The 14,278-nt window shown below is 51.6% G+C and carries 12 protein-coding genes and 1 pseudogene; 2 read left to right on the plus strand and 11 right to left on the minus strand.

What is annotated here, in order from left to right; genetic code table 11:
• Nucleotides 1-12 precede the first annotated feature (12 nt).
• The 4 genes and pseudogenes from VE23_RS16250 to VE23_RS16265 all read right to left on the minus strand — a co-directional run bounded on the left by VE23_RS16250 (nucleotide 13) and on the right by VE23_RS16265 (nucleotide 2,645).
• On the minus strand, nucleotides 13-876 hold the full coding sequence (locus tag VE23_RS16250; RefSeq protein ID WP_069202487.1) for a type II CAAX endopeptidase family protein: 864 nt from the start codon (nucleotides 874-876) through the stop codon (nucleotides 13-15).
• 288 nt (nucleotides 877-1,164) lie between these two features.
• Nucleotides 1,165-1,581: pseudogene (locus tag VE23_RS16255) on the minus strand (TMEM175 family protein); the annotation flags it as partial.
• A gap of 119 nt (nucleotides 1,582-1,700) precedes the next feature.
• Nucleotides 1,701-2,144, minus strand: coding sequence for an SRPBCC family protein (locus VE23_RS16260; protein ID WP_021878138.1), 444 nt, complete (start codon nucleotides 2,142-2,144; stop codon nucleotides 1,701-1,703).
• Between the two features lie 12 nt (nucleotides 2,145-2,156).
• Nucleotides 2,157-2,645: a MerR family transcriptional regulator gene (locus tag VE23_RS16265; protein ID WP_049868571.1), complete on the minus strand. Its 489-nt coding sequence runs from the start codon at nucleotides 2,643-2,645 to the stop codon at nucleotides 2,157-2,159.
• A 468-nt stretch (nucleotides 2,646-3,113) separates the two neighbouring features.
• On the opposite strand from VE23_RS16265, the gene VE23_RS16270 reads away from it, so the two are divergent.
• Entirely contained in the window at nucleotides 3,114-4,202 is a 1,089-nt protein-coding gene (locus tag VE23_RS16270) for an MBL fold metallo-hydrolase (RefSeq protein WP_049868572.1), read from the plus strand.
• 166 nt (nucleotides 4,203-4,368) lie between these two features.
• Here VE23_RS16270 and VE23_RS16275 read toward each other — a convergent pair whose 3' ends face one another.
• From VE23_RS16275 to VE23_RS16285, 3 genes are all read right to left on the minus strand, one after another.
• Nucleotides 4,369-4,833 (minus strand): hypothetical protein, encoded by a 465-nt coding sequence (locus VE23_RS16275; protein ID WP_048745110.1) that lies wholly within the window; start codon nucleotides 4,831-4,833, stop codon nucleotides 4,369-4,371.
• Nucleotides 4,834-4,916: 83 nt separating this feature from the next.
• Nucleotides 4,917-5,519 carry a class I SAM-dependent methyltransferase gene (locus VE23_RS16280; RefSeq protein WP_049868573.1) on the minus strand — a complete coding sequence of 201 codons (603 nt, stop codon included), beginning with the start codon at nucleotides 5,517-5,519 and terminating at the stop codon, nucleotides 4,917-4,919.
• Between the two features lie 89 nt (nucleotides 5,520-5,608).
• Entirely contained in the window at nucleotides 5,609-6,289 is a 681-nt protein-coding gene (locus tag VE23_RS16285; RefSeq protein ID WP_048745109.1) for a TetR/AcrR family transcriptional regulator, read from the minus strand.
• Nucleotides 6,290-6,427: 138 nt separating this feature from the next.
• Here VE23_RS16285 and VE23_RS16290 point away from each other — a divergent pair, with 138 nt between their 5' ends.
• Nucleotides 6,428-7,780 (plus strand): MATE family efflux transporter, encoded by a 1,353-nt coding sequence (locus tag VE23_RS16290; RefSeq protein WP_048745114.1) that lies wholly within the window; start codon nucleotides 6,428-6,430, stop codon nucleotides 7,778-7,780.
• An 81-nt stretch (nucleotides 7,781-7,861) separates the two neighbouring features.
• Here VE23_RS16290 and VE23_RS16295 read toward each other — a convergent pair whose 3' ends face one another.
• The 4 genes from VE23_RS16295 to VE23_RS16310 form a co-directional block, all read right to left on the minus strand.
• A complete protein-coding gene (locus VE23_RS16295) occupies nucleotides 7,862-8,209 on the minus strand; it encodes a VOC family protein (RefSeq protein ID WP_048745108.1) in 348 nt (115 codons plus the stop codon).
• A gap of 189 nt (nucleotides 8,210-8,398) precedes the next feature.
• On the minus strand, nucleotides 8,399-8,872 hold the full coding sequence (locus tag VE23_RS16300) for a PAS domain S-box protein (protein WP_069202488.1): 474 nt from the start codon (nucleotides 8,870-8,872) through the stop codon (nucleotides 8,399-8,401).
• A gap of 1 nt (nucleotide 8,873) precedes the next feature.
• Entirely contained in the window at nucleotides 8,874-9,713 is an 840-nt protein-coding gene (locus VE23_RS16305; protein WP_049868575.1) for an alpha/beta fold hydrolase, read from the minus strand.
• A gap of 327 nt (nucleotides 9,714-10,040) precedes the next feature.
• Entirely contained in the window at nucleotides 10,041-14,009 is a 3,969-nt protein-coding gene (locus VE23_RS16310) for an S-layer homology domain-containing protein (protein WP_049868576.1), read from the minus strand.
• Nucleotides 14,010-14,278 lie beyond the last annotated feature (269 nt).

The raw sequence follows: 14,278 nt of genomic DNA on the forward strand, positions 1-14,278 counted from the left end.
CATCGCCTCTCTTCAGAACGGCCTTAAGCTCATTGGCCTCCTCGACATGAACCATGCCGCTGCCAGCAAGGCAATAGCGACCAAAATTCCCGATTCTCCCGTCCAGAGCAGCGCATTTCCGCCTTTGGAGGAGGCATCGAAGACGTCCTGAATGATGGCATTCCAGGATGCATGCAGGAAGACCGCAGGCCATATGCTGCCGGTTGTCAGCCTCAGGCGTCCGATGATGAAGCCGAAAGAGGTGACCGATACCATGAATAAAATTACGGAGAGCACAGGGTAGGGACCGGAATAATACAGCCCGGCAATCATCACGGGAAGATGCCATACCCCCCAAATCATCCCGCTGGCGAGCATCGGGCGCGGAACGCGGGCGTCGATCAGCCTAGTAAGCATATACCCGCGCCAGCCGAGCTCTTCTCCGACGCTGCCGATCAGCCCGACTGCCGTGCCGGCAACCATCTGCAGCAGCAAGAGCCCTATGAAAACAATTGCAGGCGGAGCCTTGATGAAGAAATCCGGGGCCGCGAAATCCACCAGTCCCGCAATCCAAGCCGTCCCGTAGGCGAACAGGCCGATGACGGCAGGAAACAACAAAATAAAAGGCAATGTCCTCCACGTCCGCCTCCCCCCTGTCTTCAAGGAGATGTCCGCTGTGCCTTCACGCAGCAGCAGACGCGCGAGGATGGAGGACAAGCCGGGCGTCCACATAAGGAACAGGACAAAGATCGGAATTTTCAAAGCCAGGATGTAGCCGAGCGTGGACAGCGGGATGAGCATGGAGAAGAAGACGAGAAGTCCCCTTCTGGCAAGTCGAATACGCTCCCTCTCTCTGTCTGTGCCTGCAGCGGGTGCATGGTGGAAATTCGGGTTCATGAATGACAGCTCCTTTTTTTATGTATAAATCTATTTAGAACTATAGCAATGGCTCCATCTTCAGCAGAACCGACCCCGGTGCAGTATTCCCCCCCGACCAAAGACCCGCCGCAATGCGACCTAAGCCTAAATCTGCTGCCGGAGCCTCAGCAAGCGGAAGCGGACCGTCAAGACGCGCAGGCCATTCAACAACGAAAAAAAGCTTTCCAAAGCCGGTTCGGCTGGAAAGCAATCAGGTCCACACACATCGTTACAGCTCGGCCCCAAGCAAGATTTGAAGATCGTCGCTCAGCGGTCTCCCAAAGCCTGCTCGATTCGCTTGTCCGGCACGAACCAGATCGCCGCGACGAGCGCGAAAAAAAAGCCGGATATCCACGGACTCGCATATGCGGTCAAGACCGCGAGCAAGTAGAGCAAAGGGGATAGCTTGCCTTTCCAGTCTTTGCCCATCTGCATGACAAAGGAGGAATCGCCGGCATGCTGGTTCATAATCGCGCGCTGAAGAAGCCAGTAGGTGAGCGCCGCCAGCGATAGAATTATCCCGTACAGCGCTGTCGGAGTGGCTGCAAAATGGCTTTCTCCCATCCAGGCTGTCGTGAATGGAATAAGAGACAGCCAGAAGAGAAGCAGCAGGTTCAGCCACATCAGCCTCCCGTTCATCGTACGGACCATGTGCAGCAGATGATGATGATTGTTCCAGTAGATGCTCGCTTCCCGCGCTCATTCGACTCTTTCAGGTGCGAAAGCGATGCTCCCGATGCGGCCCGCGCCTTGATGGCGGCGTCCGGACTTCCAGCAGCGGCTAGGCTGGCCGTACGAAATGCTTACGCCTCTCCTTGGAATATCTTGCCCAAAGCGTCCAGCATGATGGTTGTCCCATGTTCCCGTATTTCCGGCGTATCGTGTCCGTCAAGAAACGCGCCTTGCTCGGTGAAGATCAGCTTGGTGCCGTCATCCACCTCGATAAGCTCGACCGTAGTCATCGAGACGGAGATCCGTATATCGTTCGAATCCATGGTGTAGGTGTACACTATGCGCCGCTCCGGAATCAGCTCCTGGTAGCTCGCATCGAAGGTGAAAATAGGCCCTTCCGGCGGCCCGCCCCTGCTGTACTCTCGCCCGCCAACCCGAAAATCGAAGATGTCCGGCTTTGAGAACCATCGGGCTTTCGCAACCGGGTCCGACCAAGCCTGATACACCCGCTCCGGCGAAGCGGCATAAGTCCTCTCGACGACAAAGGTCGCATGCTTCACAAATCGTTCGTTCATTGTTCTTCCTCCTTAGGTTTCGTCACTCTGCTTCTCGGCAAGAAAGTCCCCCAACTGATCCAGATTACGCTCCCAGCTCATCTGCCGCTCGAGGACGGGCTTCTCGAATCCCGTCTTCATCGCTTGCAGAAGGCTCGTGAAATCTTCAACCGTCAATGGCGCCTTGCCTTGCAAAAGCTTGGATGCATGTCCCAGCAGCTCTAATCGTTTCTGCTGCATTTGAATCTGCTCCTTGATCCGGCCGATCTGCAGCTGGACGATCTCAAGTGGACTGATCCACCCGCCGCCGAGAGCGGACTTGATCTCCTCCAGAGACAGCCCCAGCTCCTTCAGCGACAAGATCTGGTGCAAATACGACAGATCCGCTTCACTGTACAGCCGGTGGCCGGATTCCGTCTGACCCGATGGAGAGAACAATCCGATCTGGTCGTAATAACGCAAGGTTCGAACCGTAAGCCCCGTCAGAGTGGCGAGATCCCCGGTCTTCCACTGTCTCTTCATTCCCCTCTCCATTCTTTGGCGCTAGCTTTCTACCGGTATCTTTATTGTGAACCATGACGCAGCGTAAGGTGCAAGCGGAAAAACCGGCATTCTGCCAAGATCTTTTTTCGGCGCGGAGGATTCATTGAAACTCGACATCGGTAACAAATGGGCTTTGCTGGATTAGAGGCGGCAGTTGCTCCGCATCGCAGTTTCCAGACAGCTTGAGGGTTATTTCCATGGCGTTTGAATGCTGTTGTGAAACCAAGCGGTTCGGCCAGCCAAGAACGAACGCAGAGGACCGCTTCGCAAATTCTCGCCGGAAGGGTTATGATGAATAAGGTTGTTCTAACAAAGGCGGATTCAAACCACCCCGAATCGGAAGAGAGTCCCATGACGGCAGCATGAAAGCTAAAGCGAGTCGCGGAATTTGCGGATGGGTCTGTTGCCGTTCTACTGAAGAATGCTGGAGCGAAGGTGGTATGCAGCTTGTGGTGGTTCATTATTCCTTTTGGCGTCATTGCCGCCCTTTATGTAACGTTTCTACTCTATCCGGCGTTAGGCGGACGGATATCCCGTGAAGAGCGCTCGGCGTTCGTTGCAAAGGGAGCTTTATATTCCGGCCGTAAATTCAACAACATCATTCCAACCTCTACCGCTGCCAGTCCTGCTGCTATGATTGCCGTGGCGAAGGAATTTATCAAAGGCGGGAATAATCGCAAGCCCGCTGCAGCACTCCCGATCGACCGGGTCGATCCCGCTGAATTCACGGGCTCCGATGAGACGAGCATCGTATGGTTTGGACATTCGACGTTTCTGCTGCACATGGAGGGGCAGACCCTCTTGGTCGATCCGATGCTCGGCCGCGCACCGTCGCCCTTTCCGCTATTCGGAGGCAAACGGTTCAGCGGTCGGCCGCCGCTGGATGCCGAGCAATTGCCGCCGCTGGACGCCGTACTCATCACCCACGATCACTACGATCATCTCGACTACGGCACCGTCAAACGGATCAAGGATAAGGTCGGCCGCTTCTTCGTACCGCTCGGCGTAAGGGCTCATTTAATTCGATGGGGCGTAGATCCGGACAAAATCGAGGAGCTCGGTTGGTGGGATACCGCTGCCTTGGGAGGACTGCAGCTCGCTTGTACGCCGGCGCGCCATTTCTCGGGCAGGCGCGGAGTCGATCAAAATGCGACTCTTTGGTGTTCCTGGGTCGTGAGAGGTCGGCACAAGAGCGTCTTCTGCAGCGGAGACAGCGGTTACGGTCCCCACTTTAAAGAAATCGGCGATCGGTACGGACCTTTCGACGTTGCCATGATGGAATGCGGCCAGTACGATGCAAGCTGGGAAGCAATCCATATGATGCCGGAGCAGACGGTGCAGGCGCATCTTGATGTGCAGGCGAATCTGCTGATTCCAATCCACTGGGGCGCCTTTACATTGGCTCTCCACGAATGGACCGATCCAATCGAGCGTGTCGTTGCAGCAGCAAGCCAACAAGGCGTGGCGATCGCAACGCCAAGGCTCGGTCAAACCGTCCTTGTCGGCGCTCCGCAATCGTCGGCCTGGTGGAAATAGGCGAATCAAACCGAAAGCAGCACGAGTGCTTGCCGCTCCGTGCTGCTCTCTTCTTAATTAACCGTGAATGGATTATCCGATGTTGTTACGAGAAATACGGCTTCCACACATGGACATGCCACTGTTTCTCATTGGCTGCGTGTGGGATGCCGAACGACATGAACCTTTAATATTCTCCCTTAATGACGAAAAACGAACCCCGGATTGTGCCCGCTAGTTTAGACTTCTGCCTGGCAAACTTGAACTTCTCTTCCAGCTCCTTCGGTATGTCCATCCCCTCTGAGAGCTTGAAGCCAACGGCCCGTTTCTTAGGGTCATCTACGGTATACATGACATTGATCGAAAGACCGTCCTCATAAAAGACGTAGGCAAATTTGATGTTCTCCACTTGGAAACGCGACGTTTCCAACGGTTTGGCCGCAAACTCGATACCCCGTTCCTCTTTTAAAATCCGGTTCACATAATCCAGCGTCTCCCGGCTTTCGCTTGCCGGAACAACCGTAAATTCATGCTTGTATTTGTTCATAAAGTAACGGGCCTCATTGGCACGCAGACCAGCAAGCGCGTCGGCTACAGGTGAAGACTCTAGACCAACCGTGGACACATGATTGAAGTCAACGATATAGGACATTTCCATCTCTCCTTTTCATCTCATTATTCCCAAAAAAACGCGGGTATTTTCGGTGTGGCTCACAGCACTGCTTGCACGGCAAGTCACTTTTGAGCATCAAGTATAAACATCGTTGCATCCTGTCCCATGAACAAGTTATCTCCGGCATAAAAAGTTTTGGATTGAATGTTTCCATACCCCATTTTCGTCATTTTGCCGATTAATTCCTCTTGATGGAATCCATTATGAACGAGATCTGAAACGATATGTTCATTTTTATTGAAATCGACGATAAGCAAATGTCCTCCTTCATGGAGAACGTCAAATAACCGGGATAGGATGAATTCGTAATCCTCGATATGAAGCAGCACCTGAGCCATGAAAATATAATCCGCACGTAAATCCGTTAACTCACTCTTTTCAAAATCAAAGCATAGTGTATGTGCATTCGAAAGATTGGAATCGGAAATTTTTTGCTGGATTTGATTCATCATGTTCGGTGAAGCATCCAGAAACAGCATGGAATGAAAATCGTTCAGCAAATTCATGCCGACAAGACCGGTGCCGCATCCAAAATCGATTGCATTCTTGCTTTTAGCGTCAGCTAAATGTTCACGAATGGCATCCGATGATACCTTGGCGATATGGATTCTCTCCGGCGTGTCATATGTGCCCGCTATCCTTTCAAACTTATCCGTATTTCCCATGTTCACCTCTCCAATCGATCTCAAAAAGGCTTCGCATCATAAAATTTGCCGTTGCTTGGCGAATTCCGCTCATTCGAAACTACGGCGTTCTACTTCTCCTGCTCCACAATGACCTGCTCGATCCCCAGCAAAATCAGCTTCAATCCGAACTCAAAAGCCCGGTCGGTCCCCATCAGCTCGAACAGCCCGTTCGTGAACATCCTCCGGAACAGCCCCGCTTCCGTCTCGCTCATGGAGTCAAGCAGCGCAGCCATCTCCTCGCCCGGAAGCACTTCCTGTTCTTTAAGGACAGCGGAAACATTGCGCTCATGCTGATAATTGTCCAGAACAAAGTAGAAGACATAGTTCACTAGCGTAGTAACCACCTGCATCTTCTGCTCCTGCTCAAGCGGCGTCGATTCCACGCAGAGCAGCATGCGGTTGGTGAACCGGATGATGTCCGGTTCGTGGGGCAGCGTCATCATCATGAGCTGCGTGGAGCAGGGATACCGGCTGAGCACATTCCGTACCGTTGCCGCAAGATCCGTCAACTGCTCCTTCCAGTCTCCGTCGGAGTGGAACTCCTCCAGAATCATTCTCGAAACCTGGTTCGCCAGACGCTGGTACAGATTCTGCTTGCTCTTGAAGTACCAGTACAGAGAGGGAGCCTGGATTCCCAGCCGGTCGGCCAATCGCCTCATGCTGAATTTCTCGATGCCATCCTCTCCCAGAAGCTCCCACGAGGTTGCCAAAATCTTATCCTCCGAAATTTGAGGCTGCTGCTTTTTCATCCTTATCCGCCCTTTTATCTAACAGTGTAAGTTTATGCTTTACAGGTGCATAGGTTCATGATATCATCTAACACTGTAAGGTTCAATCTAACACCGTTAGAGTGCAAGAAAAAATAAAGGAAGAAAGCAGTGATCTCCATGGAGGCAGAAAACCTTCACTACTTCGAAAAAGCGCCAATCGCAAAAGCCGTCGCTCACTTCGCCGTACCGATGATGCTCGGCACGTCGATGGGTGTCATCTATTCCATCCTGAATGCCTATTTCCTCGGCACCCTCCACCATACGGCCATGCTGACCGCACTCGCGCTGACCTTGCCGTTGTTCGCGGCCATTATGGCGCTGGGCAACTTGATTGGCATAGGCAGCGGCGCGTTCATCTCCCGCTTGCTGGGCGAGAAAAAATATGATGTTGTCAAGCATGTGTCCTCATTCGCCTTTTACAGCAGTCTATTTCTCGGCCTAATTGTGATGGCCGTCGGCCTCCCGATAATCGATCCCATCGTTCATGGGCTGGGGGCGACGCCTGACTCCTTCGGCTTCACAAAGGACTATGTCACCGTCATGCTTATGGGGTCGCCCTTCGTCGTGTTATTCTTCACATTGGAAAATATCGTACGCTCCGAAGGAGCAGCCGTCACGTCGATGATCGGCATGATTCTCAGTGTTGTCGTCAATATTATTCTCGATGCGCTCGTTATCTTCGTCTTCCATTGGGGTGTGATCGGCGTTGCGTCCGCTACGGTCATTTCCAACCTCGCGGCAGGTGTATTCTTTGCCTTTCATATCAGATACAAGAGCTCCTTCTTAACCATTTCCGTAAAATGGTTCAAGGTGACGATGGACATTCTGGGCAATATATTCAAAATCGGAGTCCCCGTCTTTATCATGAGCATCTTCTTGGGAGCCATGTCGCTCATCTTCAACCATTATCTTGTGGATTATGGGAATCAGGCCGTAGCGGCTTATGGCGTATCGTCCCGTTTATTGCAATTTCCCGAATTTATTCTGATGGGCCTGTGCGAGGGAGTCGTACCGTTGATCGCCTTCACCTTTACAGCCAATAAACTGCGCATGAAGCATGCCATTGGATTTACAATCAAAGCGATTGTGGCGTTGGCAGTCGTTTTTGGCGTCATCGTCTATCTGATTTCCGACCACTTGATCGGCATGTTTACGAATGACCCGCAATTGATTGAAATGGGCAGCTACATTCTGCATGTGACGTTCCTATCCTTGTTCATTACCGGAATGACCACGTTGTTCACGGGAATCTTCCAAGCAACAGCGCAAGGAACGGCAGCGTTTATTATGTCCATTATTCAAGGAATCACTCTGATTCCCGTGCTCTATATCGCCAATCGAATGAACGGCTTCCACGGGGTCGTCTGGTCGCTCGTCATCGCGGATGCCGTCGCTTTCCTTGTCGGCGCCGTCATGCTGTATGTCCTGCGGACCAAGCTGCAGCCGGATTTGGAATCTTTGGTACAGTAAAAGAGCTATGCCGCTGTTGGGCGAAGCTGCCGCAATCAAGCAATTTCCCCGTCAGCTCAATAGCAAATGAATGACAACTCGTTATTTCTCCCAAAGCTCGACAAGTCGACCGTCGGGATCTTCAATCCAAATAAATTTTCCAAATTCACTAGCCTCTTTTTTCTTTGCAAGAGGTACACCAATACGTTCAAGATGCTCAATAGTCTCGTCTAGATGATATACTTGGAAATTCAACATCACTTGTTGTTCTGTTGGAAAATAGCTGTCATTCTCGGTGAAGAAAGAAAAGATCGTCTCATTTCCTGATTGGGGTTTTATCACAGTCCCATTCCAATTTTCAATCTCAATTTTCAACACTTCACTGTACCATTTTTTTGTTTCTTCAAGATTTTTAGTTCTCCAAAATATTCCTCCAAAACCTTTTATCATGGTTATCATACTCCTCTGTCATGAAATTTTCTGCTATCCGATTGCAATAGATATTCGAGCTTAAATTTCAAGTTCCTGTTACAGGCAAGACGCCCGTGCCGTCCCGGAAGCATCAAAGCCGCCGGACCTCTGACCGAGTCCGGCGGCTTTTTCGTCCAGCCATTTTTTTGGGATGCTTCTGTATTGCATTTATTCCACAGGAGTCGATCCCTGTATCCTGGCAAGCTCATCACGCTTCAGCTTCAGAAGTTTCTCGATCCGCTCGAGTTCTTCCCTGGCTTGGCGCGAAGCGTTCTTGGCCTGTTGAATCTGCTGTTCATAATCCATCCTCCGGCATATGGGCATTAGAATGAAATCGTATACCCATCCGCCATCCCGTTCCGCGCCCGAAGCGTTCAGAAGCACCGGAAGGACCCCGCCGCTGCTCGTTTTCAAAGTCAAATACATCTCCTCGACGCTCCGGTTCAGCTTGATGAGAGGAAGGAAATATAGTTGGAAAAAAACCTGGCTGGAACGGGTCAGCAGCGATTCGAAGCTGCTTCCGCAAATTCCCTGTTTCTCATATCCCAGCAATCGGCACAGCGTGGCGTTGACCTCCCGAACGTCACGATTGTCGTCCATCAACACATATCCGCAAGGTGCACGATCCAGTTGTTCGTCCATGCTATCGTCTGAGCTCGGCTTTTCGGGCGCTCCCGGCCGATGCCAAGTAGGCTTGGATCAGCCTGATCGTTTCCTCGGGATGGCTCATGTGCGGACAATGGCCGGTGGCATCCATGAGCTGAAATTCGCCTCCCGGCATATGATGGGTGATGTAAGCCCCCGCTTCCAGCGGTGCGATCACATCCTCGGCGCATTGCAGAATCAAGGAAGGCACCTTCACCTGTCCCAGCTCCCCCCGGTAATCGGAGAGAAATGTCGCTTCGGCAAACCGCCGGGCCACCTTCGGATCGGTTGCGCAGAAGCTCCGCTCAAGTTCGGCGGACAATTGGGGGCGGCCCGGATTGCCCATAATGACAGGTGCCAGATAGCTGGCCCATCCCTGATCGTTTTTGTCCATCATATCCAGCAGAGCGAGCAGATCCTCGCGTTCAAACCCTCCTATATAATCGGGAAGGTCGTTTATATATCGGGCAGAAGGGCCAATCAATATCAGCCGTTCAAAATATTCGGGTCTGCGGATCGAAGCGAGGATGCCGATCATGGCGCCTACGGAATGGCCCACGAGAATAGCGTCACGGGTCTCCAGCGCCTCGCATATATCCAATACATCCTGGGCATATCCGTCCAGATCGCCGTAGCGGACCGGGTTATAGGCCCGGATGTCCGACTTGCCCGATCCGACAAAGTCAAACAGGACTACCTTGTATTGTTCTTCGAACGCAGGTGCGACGAACCGCCACATGTTTTGACCGCAGCCGAAGCCATGGGCAAAAATCAAATGTTGGGTGCCGCTGCCTGTTACTTGAACGTTGTTGCGGACAAAAATCTGTTGATGGTCCATGCTGTTTCCTCCCGTTCACAAATTTTCTTCGAATTCATAGGGTGAACCGCTCGGAAAATGAATCTCATTATGCTAGTATATCAAACCTGCTGAATAAAAGATTAACAATCCATACCAATGAAAAACTCACAAACAAGCGCGAATCGGTTCTGCTCCAGGCCACTAAGGGACGCATATGCATAGGAGAAGCACAACGGCTCCCGGTCATGCCGGACCTCAATTCGTCCCGGATTAAGAGAATTGTCTTCCGGCGAAAAAGAGATGCCTTTAGCAAAAAAACAACCTTTGCTGACATCGAAGTCAGCAAAGGTTGTTTGATTGGCACGATTACTTATCAATAATGTTCGTTATTTTCAACATCCTTGCGATTAATGCCGTGACCTCCGCACGCGTCATTGGTGCTTTCGGACTCAACACCGCAGGTCCATTCCCCTGGATAATTTCCGCTGCAATCAATTGAGCAACGTCTGCCTTTGCCCAAGCAGATACGCCAGACGCATCCTTGTATCCCGCCAGTGCCGCAGCTGCTTGTTCATCGCTCAACTGGGCTCCCGAATCTATCAAACGGTATGCGCGGGCAATCATCGAAAATCCTTGTTCCCTGGTCATTTCCCGATTGCCGTAGAAGCTTCCATCGTTGTAGCCGCGAACGATGCCGAACTCATTCGCAATGGCTACGGAAGCGCGGTACCATGCTGAATCCGCAACATCCGGGAATATATTTTGCGGCACATCCTGACGCATCAAGCCCAGACCCAAAACAACGATGTCAGCAAATTCAGAGCGCTTAACATTGCGGTTCGGCGAGAAAGTATTGCTGCCCGTACCGTCAAGATCAAGTCTTGCAGCAATATTGTTGACATCCTCTTTGCCCCAATGTTGTCGTACATCATCAAAATCCTGAGGATTCCAGATGACCGAGTACGTACCGCTGCTGCGCAGATCATTGATCCTTGCAAAATAACGGTTATCGATCTTCGTCACCGCTGTCGGCACATGGAAAACGCTGCCGTCCGGGTTGATAACGACGCCTGTCGTAATCCGGTTCGGATCGATGCCTTCCGGAAGGGCGATGTACTTAGGCGCATATCCGCTCAGCTGCCCGAATCTGGCCGTCTTGCCGCTATTCGTGAAGGTCAGGTCGAGATCAACCGGGTTAACCAACAGTTCGTAGCCTTGCTCTGCCGCTTTATTCTTAGCGTTCTGAATCCATGTATCCGCGGAACGGGAGATGTTGATTTGAACGGCAATTTCGTTTAATGCGGAGTTCCCCAATTGCTTGGACACCGAATCAAGGTTCATCTTTCCGCCAGGAACCGGATAAACGGCCAGCGGGTTGCCGATCTCAAGGCTTGCGCCCTTATCGGCCAATTGCCTAACCGTTTCTGCCGTCAAGCCGTCTACCTTCACATCGCCGTCCTTCGGAGAACGAATCGCGAGCTTCTGCCCGCTGCCCTGTGCCAAGGTCTCGTTCAGCTTGTTCAGATCCACTTGAACCCACGTTGTCGTACGGTCTCCCGAAGTTGACGTTTTCCCGGTCGCAAACGCGCCGTCCTTGTCGTTCACGGAAGTTTTGATCCCGGACTCTACCGGATTTGTTGGCGTTGCCGGAGTTGTCGAGGGTACAGGTGTTGTTGGCGTCGGTGTGCTTCCGCTGTTATTGCCGCCATTGTTTCCGTTAGATGCCGCAGCCGACGTGTGAATCCGCGCTGCTTCGCTGATAGCGGACGCGTTTTGCGTAGCCGTCTCTTTCACCCGTGTTACAAAGGCATACTCCGTATCCGGCGTCAGTCCGTTGAACGTCAGGCTGTCTTGCCACGTCAAACCGCCATCCTTGCTATACTCCTGACCGGCTATGCCTGTCAATGTAATGCTCGTTGCAGTCTTGCCGGCTTCTACCGGCGCGCTCGGTGCTTTAGGACCTTCCATTTTTGCAACAGATGCCGTAGCTGCGCTTGTTACACTACCAGCCGCATGCGTGCCATCAGCTATAACCTTCACGGTAATAGCCTTGCCGATATCGTCTTCAGTCAACGTGTAGCTCGCATTTGTCGCTCCTGAAATGGCAACTCCGTCTCGATACCACATATAGGCCGGCACGTCTTCAGTCGTGCCCGAAGTATATGTGATCGCCGACAAGTCTGCCGTCAGCGTCTCGCCGTATTTAGCGGTCCCGCTGATGGAGACGACGCCTCCCATTTTCGGAAGATCAGCGTCCGAAGTGCGAATCGTTGTCGCCTCGCTGACAGCGGACGGGCTTTGCGTGGCCGTTCCTTTCACCCGCGTTACAAACGTGTAATCCGTTCCCGGCGTTAACCCGTCAAATGTCGCGCTGTCTTGCCATGTCAAGCCGTCGTCCAGGCTGTACTCCTGACCTTCAACGGCCTCCAACGAGATGCTCGTTGCGGTTTTGCCAGCCTCTACCGGCGCGCTTGGTGCTGCAGGTCCGTCCATTTTCGTGACCGGCGCTGTCTCGTCGCTCGTCACGGCGCCAGTCGCATGCATGCCGTCGGCTGTAACCTTTACGGCAATGGGCTTGCCGATATCGGGCTCAGTTAACGCGTAGCTGGCACTCGTCGCTCCCGAGATGGCGACTCCGTCCCGATACCACTGGTACGTCGGAACGTCTTCCGTCGTGTCCGGCGTATACGTGATACCCGACAGATCCGCCGTCAACGTTTGACCAGCCTGGGCTGTGCCGCTGATCGCCACGCTGCCTCCCATCGTCGAATATCCCGGCGTTCTAACGCTTGTGCCGCTTACGCCCGTTGTAGGAAGAGGGCCGGTCGTGTCGGCAGGAACCGTCACGATTTGATACTCGGTAGCTGGATCAAGGTTTTCAAAAGTCAATTCGGAATCCGTACCTGTTTTCCAATCGCTTACCACGTTGCCTTGCGCATCGGCTATAGCATATTTAGCCAAAGTCGATGATGGATTTATCGTAATTGTTGTTTTACCGGGATTTCCCGTATCTTTTCCAACTGCAACGTTATGATCGCCTACTGTCGGCAAAGTAATGGCTTTTGTCTCAGCGGCCGTACTTGGAGTTGTAATGCTTGCATTAAATGTCGTCGAAGCGGCTACTTTGTAAGTCCCACCCGGCATTAAGGGCTTAAATACGATCGGACCTCCGTTGCTTGGATACCACCCGTATGCATCGGCCGTAATTTCATCGCCGTTTTGATCATATGCCTTATATCCCGTAACCGGGTTACCGTCCAGATCGGTGACGCTCATTACCGTACTTACGTCAAGAGGGGTGGCAATGATTGCGCCTGAGCCTTCATAAACAGCTGACGTTACGCTTTTGATACCGTCCGTAAAACTTGCAACATCCGTGGGGGCTGTAATGATGTCGCCTATGGCACCGGGACTATACTCGACAATAACGCCCGGATCCTTGTAGGCACTAGTCCCGCCGTGTGTATTATTTACGGCTACGTAGCCTATTTTGGTATTATTTGTATCCAGTACAAGTGTGAGATGGATGAGAGCTCCGTTTTGTACATAATTGCTCGTCAGCTCAAGACCGGTTGGCTGAGCGTTTGTTACATACCTTGTCTCCGTATAAGCAGGAGTGCTCCAGCTGGATGCCTCCGTAGTTTTAGTGGCGCCTATGAAGCTTACAAAGCTCCAGCCTCCTGTCCAAGGAGTCTTAAGCTCTTGAAACAATCTAGCAATGGCCAGCATTTCTTCAGGATGGTCGGCTGTCGGCTCTACAAGATGTCCGTTATTGGCTTTTGCAATCGTCACAGCATCATTGAAAGTCATGGTGCTCAGTCTTTCCACATATGCAAAGTGACGGCCATTGTAGGTACGCACAGAGGTTTTTCCATTGCTTAATTGCGCCCCCGGCGTCACATTCACGGTGACGCTTTGGGTTTGCCCTGAATCTTGTGTAAATGTCATCGTTCGAATAACAGCTTGAATTTCTTCATAAACAGTGCCGCTTGAAAAATTGAATACTCTATTTTTAGGTGTGGATTTGTCCGTAACAACGCCGCTGATTGTTATGCCATTGGTCAACTCGGTAATACCGTTTGAAAGAGTTCCAACAGCAATCGATCCATTATTTACAGCTACAGTAAAATATCCGCCCCCTTCATTAACGATGCCATTGCTTTCAAAGGCTGCATTTGATAGCTGATAGTTTGTTTCGGATAATCGAATAGGAGTGCCAAGATTAAGTATGGCTGTCTCCGCTGCTCTAGCTTGTGACGCGTGAAACGGCATCATCGTCAATACCATGACGATTGCCATGAGAAAAGATAACGTTCTTGAACTTTTCAATTTCATCTTTCGTTCATTCCTCCTAAAGAAAGCTATTGAAATGGTCGCACAGCTTCATCACCTCTCCCCGCCACAAGACATCTAGCGGAGAGACCGTAATGCGCGGTTTTCTATGCACAACATCATAGACAAAACATCTAACCAAACTCTAACCACAACTAATATAGGTCTGAAGGAAGTGAACCCCATCTCCATTTCGGATCCGAAATCCAACCATTTTCTTATTAAATAGATATCAGCTTTTACCGATATAGATACAGCATTAGAATGGATTC

The organism is Paenibacillus sp. D9 (assembly GCF_001188365.1).
In the GTDB taxonomy this organism is placed as follows: domain Bacteria; phylum Bacillota; class Bacilli; order Paenibacillales; family Paenibacillaceae; genus Paenibacillus_O; species Paenibacillus_O humicus.

What these genes read in the sequence shown, in the direction of transcription:
- VE23_RS16250 (WP_069202487.1), bottom strand. Translation starts at nt 876, where the DNA reads ATGAACCCGAATTTCCACCATGCACCCGCTGCAGGCACAGACAGAGAG.
- VE23_RS16260 (WP_021878138.1), bottom strand. Translation starts at nt 2,144, where the DNA reads ATGAACGAACGATTTGTGAAGCATGCGACCTTTGTCGTCGAGAGGACT.
- VE23_RS16265 (WP_049868571.1), bottom strand. Translation starts at nt 2,645, where the DNA reads ATGAAGAGACAGTGGAAGACCGGGGATCTCGCCACTCTGACGGGGCTT.
- VE23_RS16275 (WP_048745110.1), bottom strand. Translation starts at nt 4,833, where the DNA reads ATGTCCTATATCGTTGACTTCAATCATGTGTCCACGGTTGGTCTAGAG.
- VE23_RS16280 (WP_049868573.1), bottom strand. Translation starts at nt 5,519, where the DNA reads ATGGGAAATACGGATAAGTTTGAAAGGATAGCGGGCACATATGACACG.
- VE23_RS16285 (WP_048745109.1), bottom strand. Translation starts at nt 6,289, where the DNA reads ATGAAAAAGCAGCAGCCTCAAATTTCGGAGGATAAGATTTTGGCAACC.
- VE23_RS16290 (WP_048745114.1), top strand. Translation starts at nt 6,428, where the DNA reads ATGGAGGCAGAAAACCTTCACTACTTCGAAAAAGCGCCAATCGCAAAA.
- VE23_RS16295 (WP_048745108.1), bottom strand. Translation starts at nt 8,209, where the DNA reads ATGATAAAAGGTTTTGGAGGAATATTTTGGAGAACTAAAAATCTTGAA.
- VE23_RS16300 (WP_069202488.1), bottom strand. Translation starts at nt 8,872, where the DNA reads ATGGACGAACAACTGGATCGTGCACCTTGCGGATATGTGTTGATGGAC.
- VE23_RS16305 (WP_049868575.1), bottom strand. Translation starts at nt 9,713, where the DNA reads ATGGACCATCAACAGATTTTTGTCCGCAACAACGTTCAAGTAACAGGC.
- VE23_RS16310 (WP_049868576.1), bottom strand. Translation starts at nt 14,009, where the DNA reads ATGAAATTGAAAAGTTCAAGAACGTTATCTTTTCTCATGGCAATCGTC.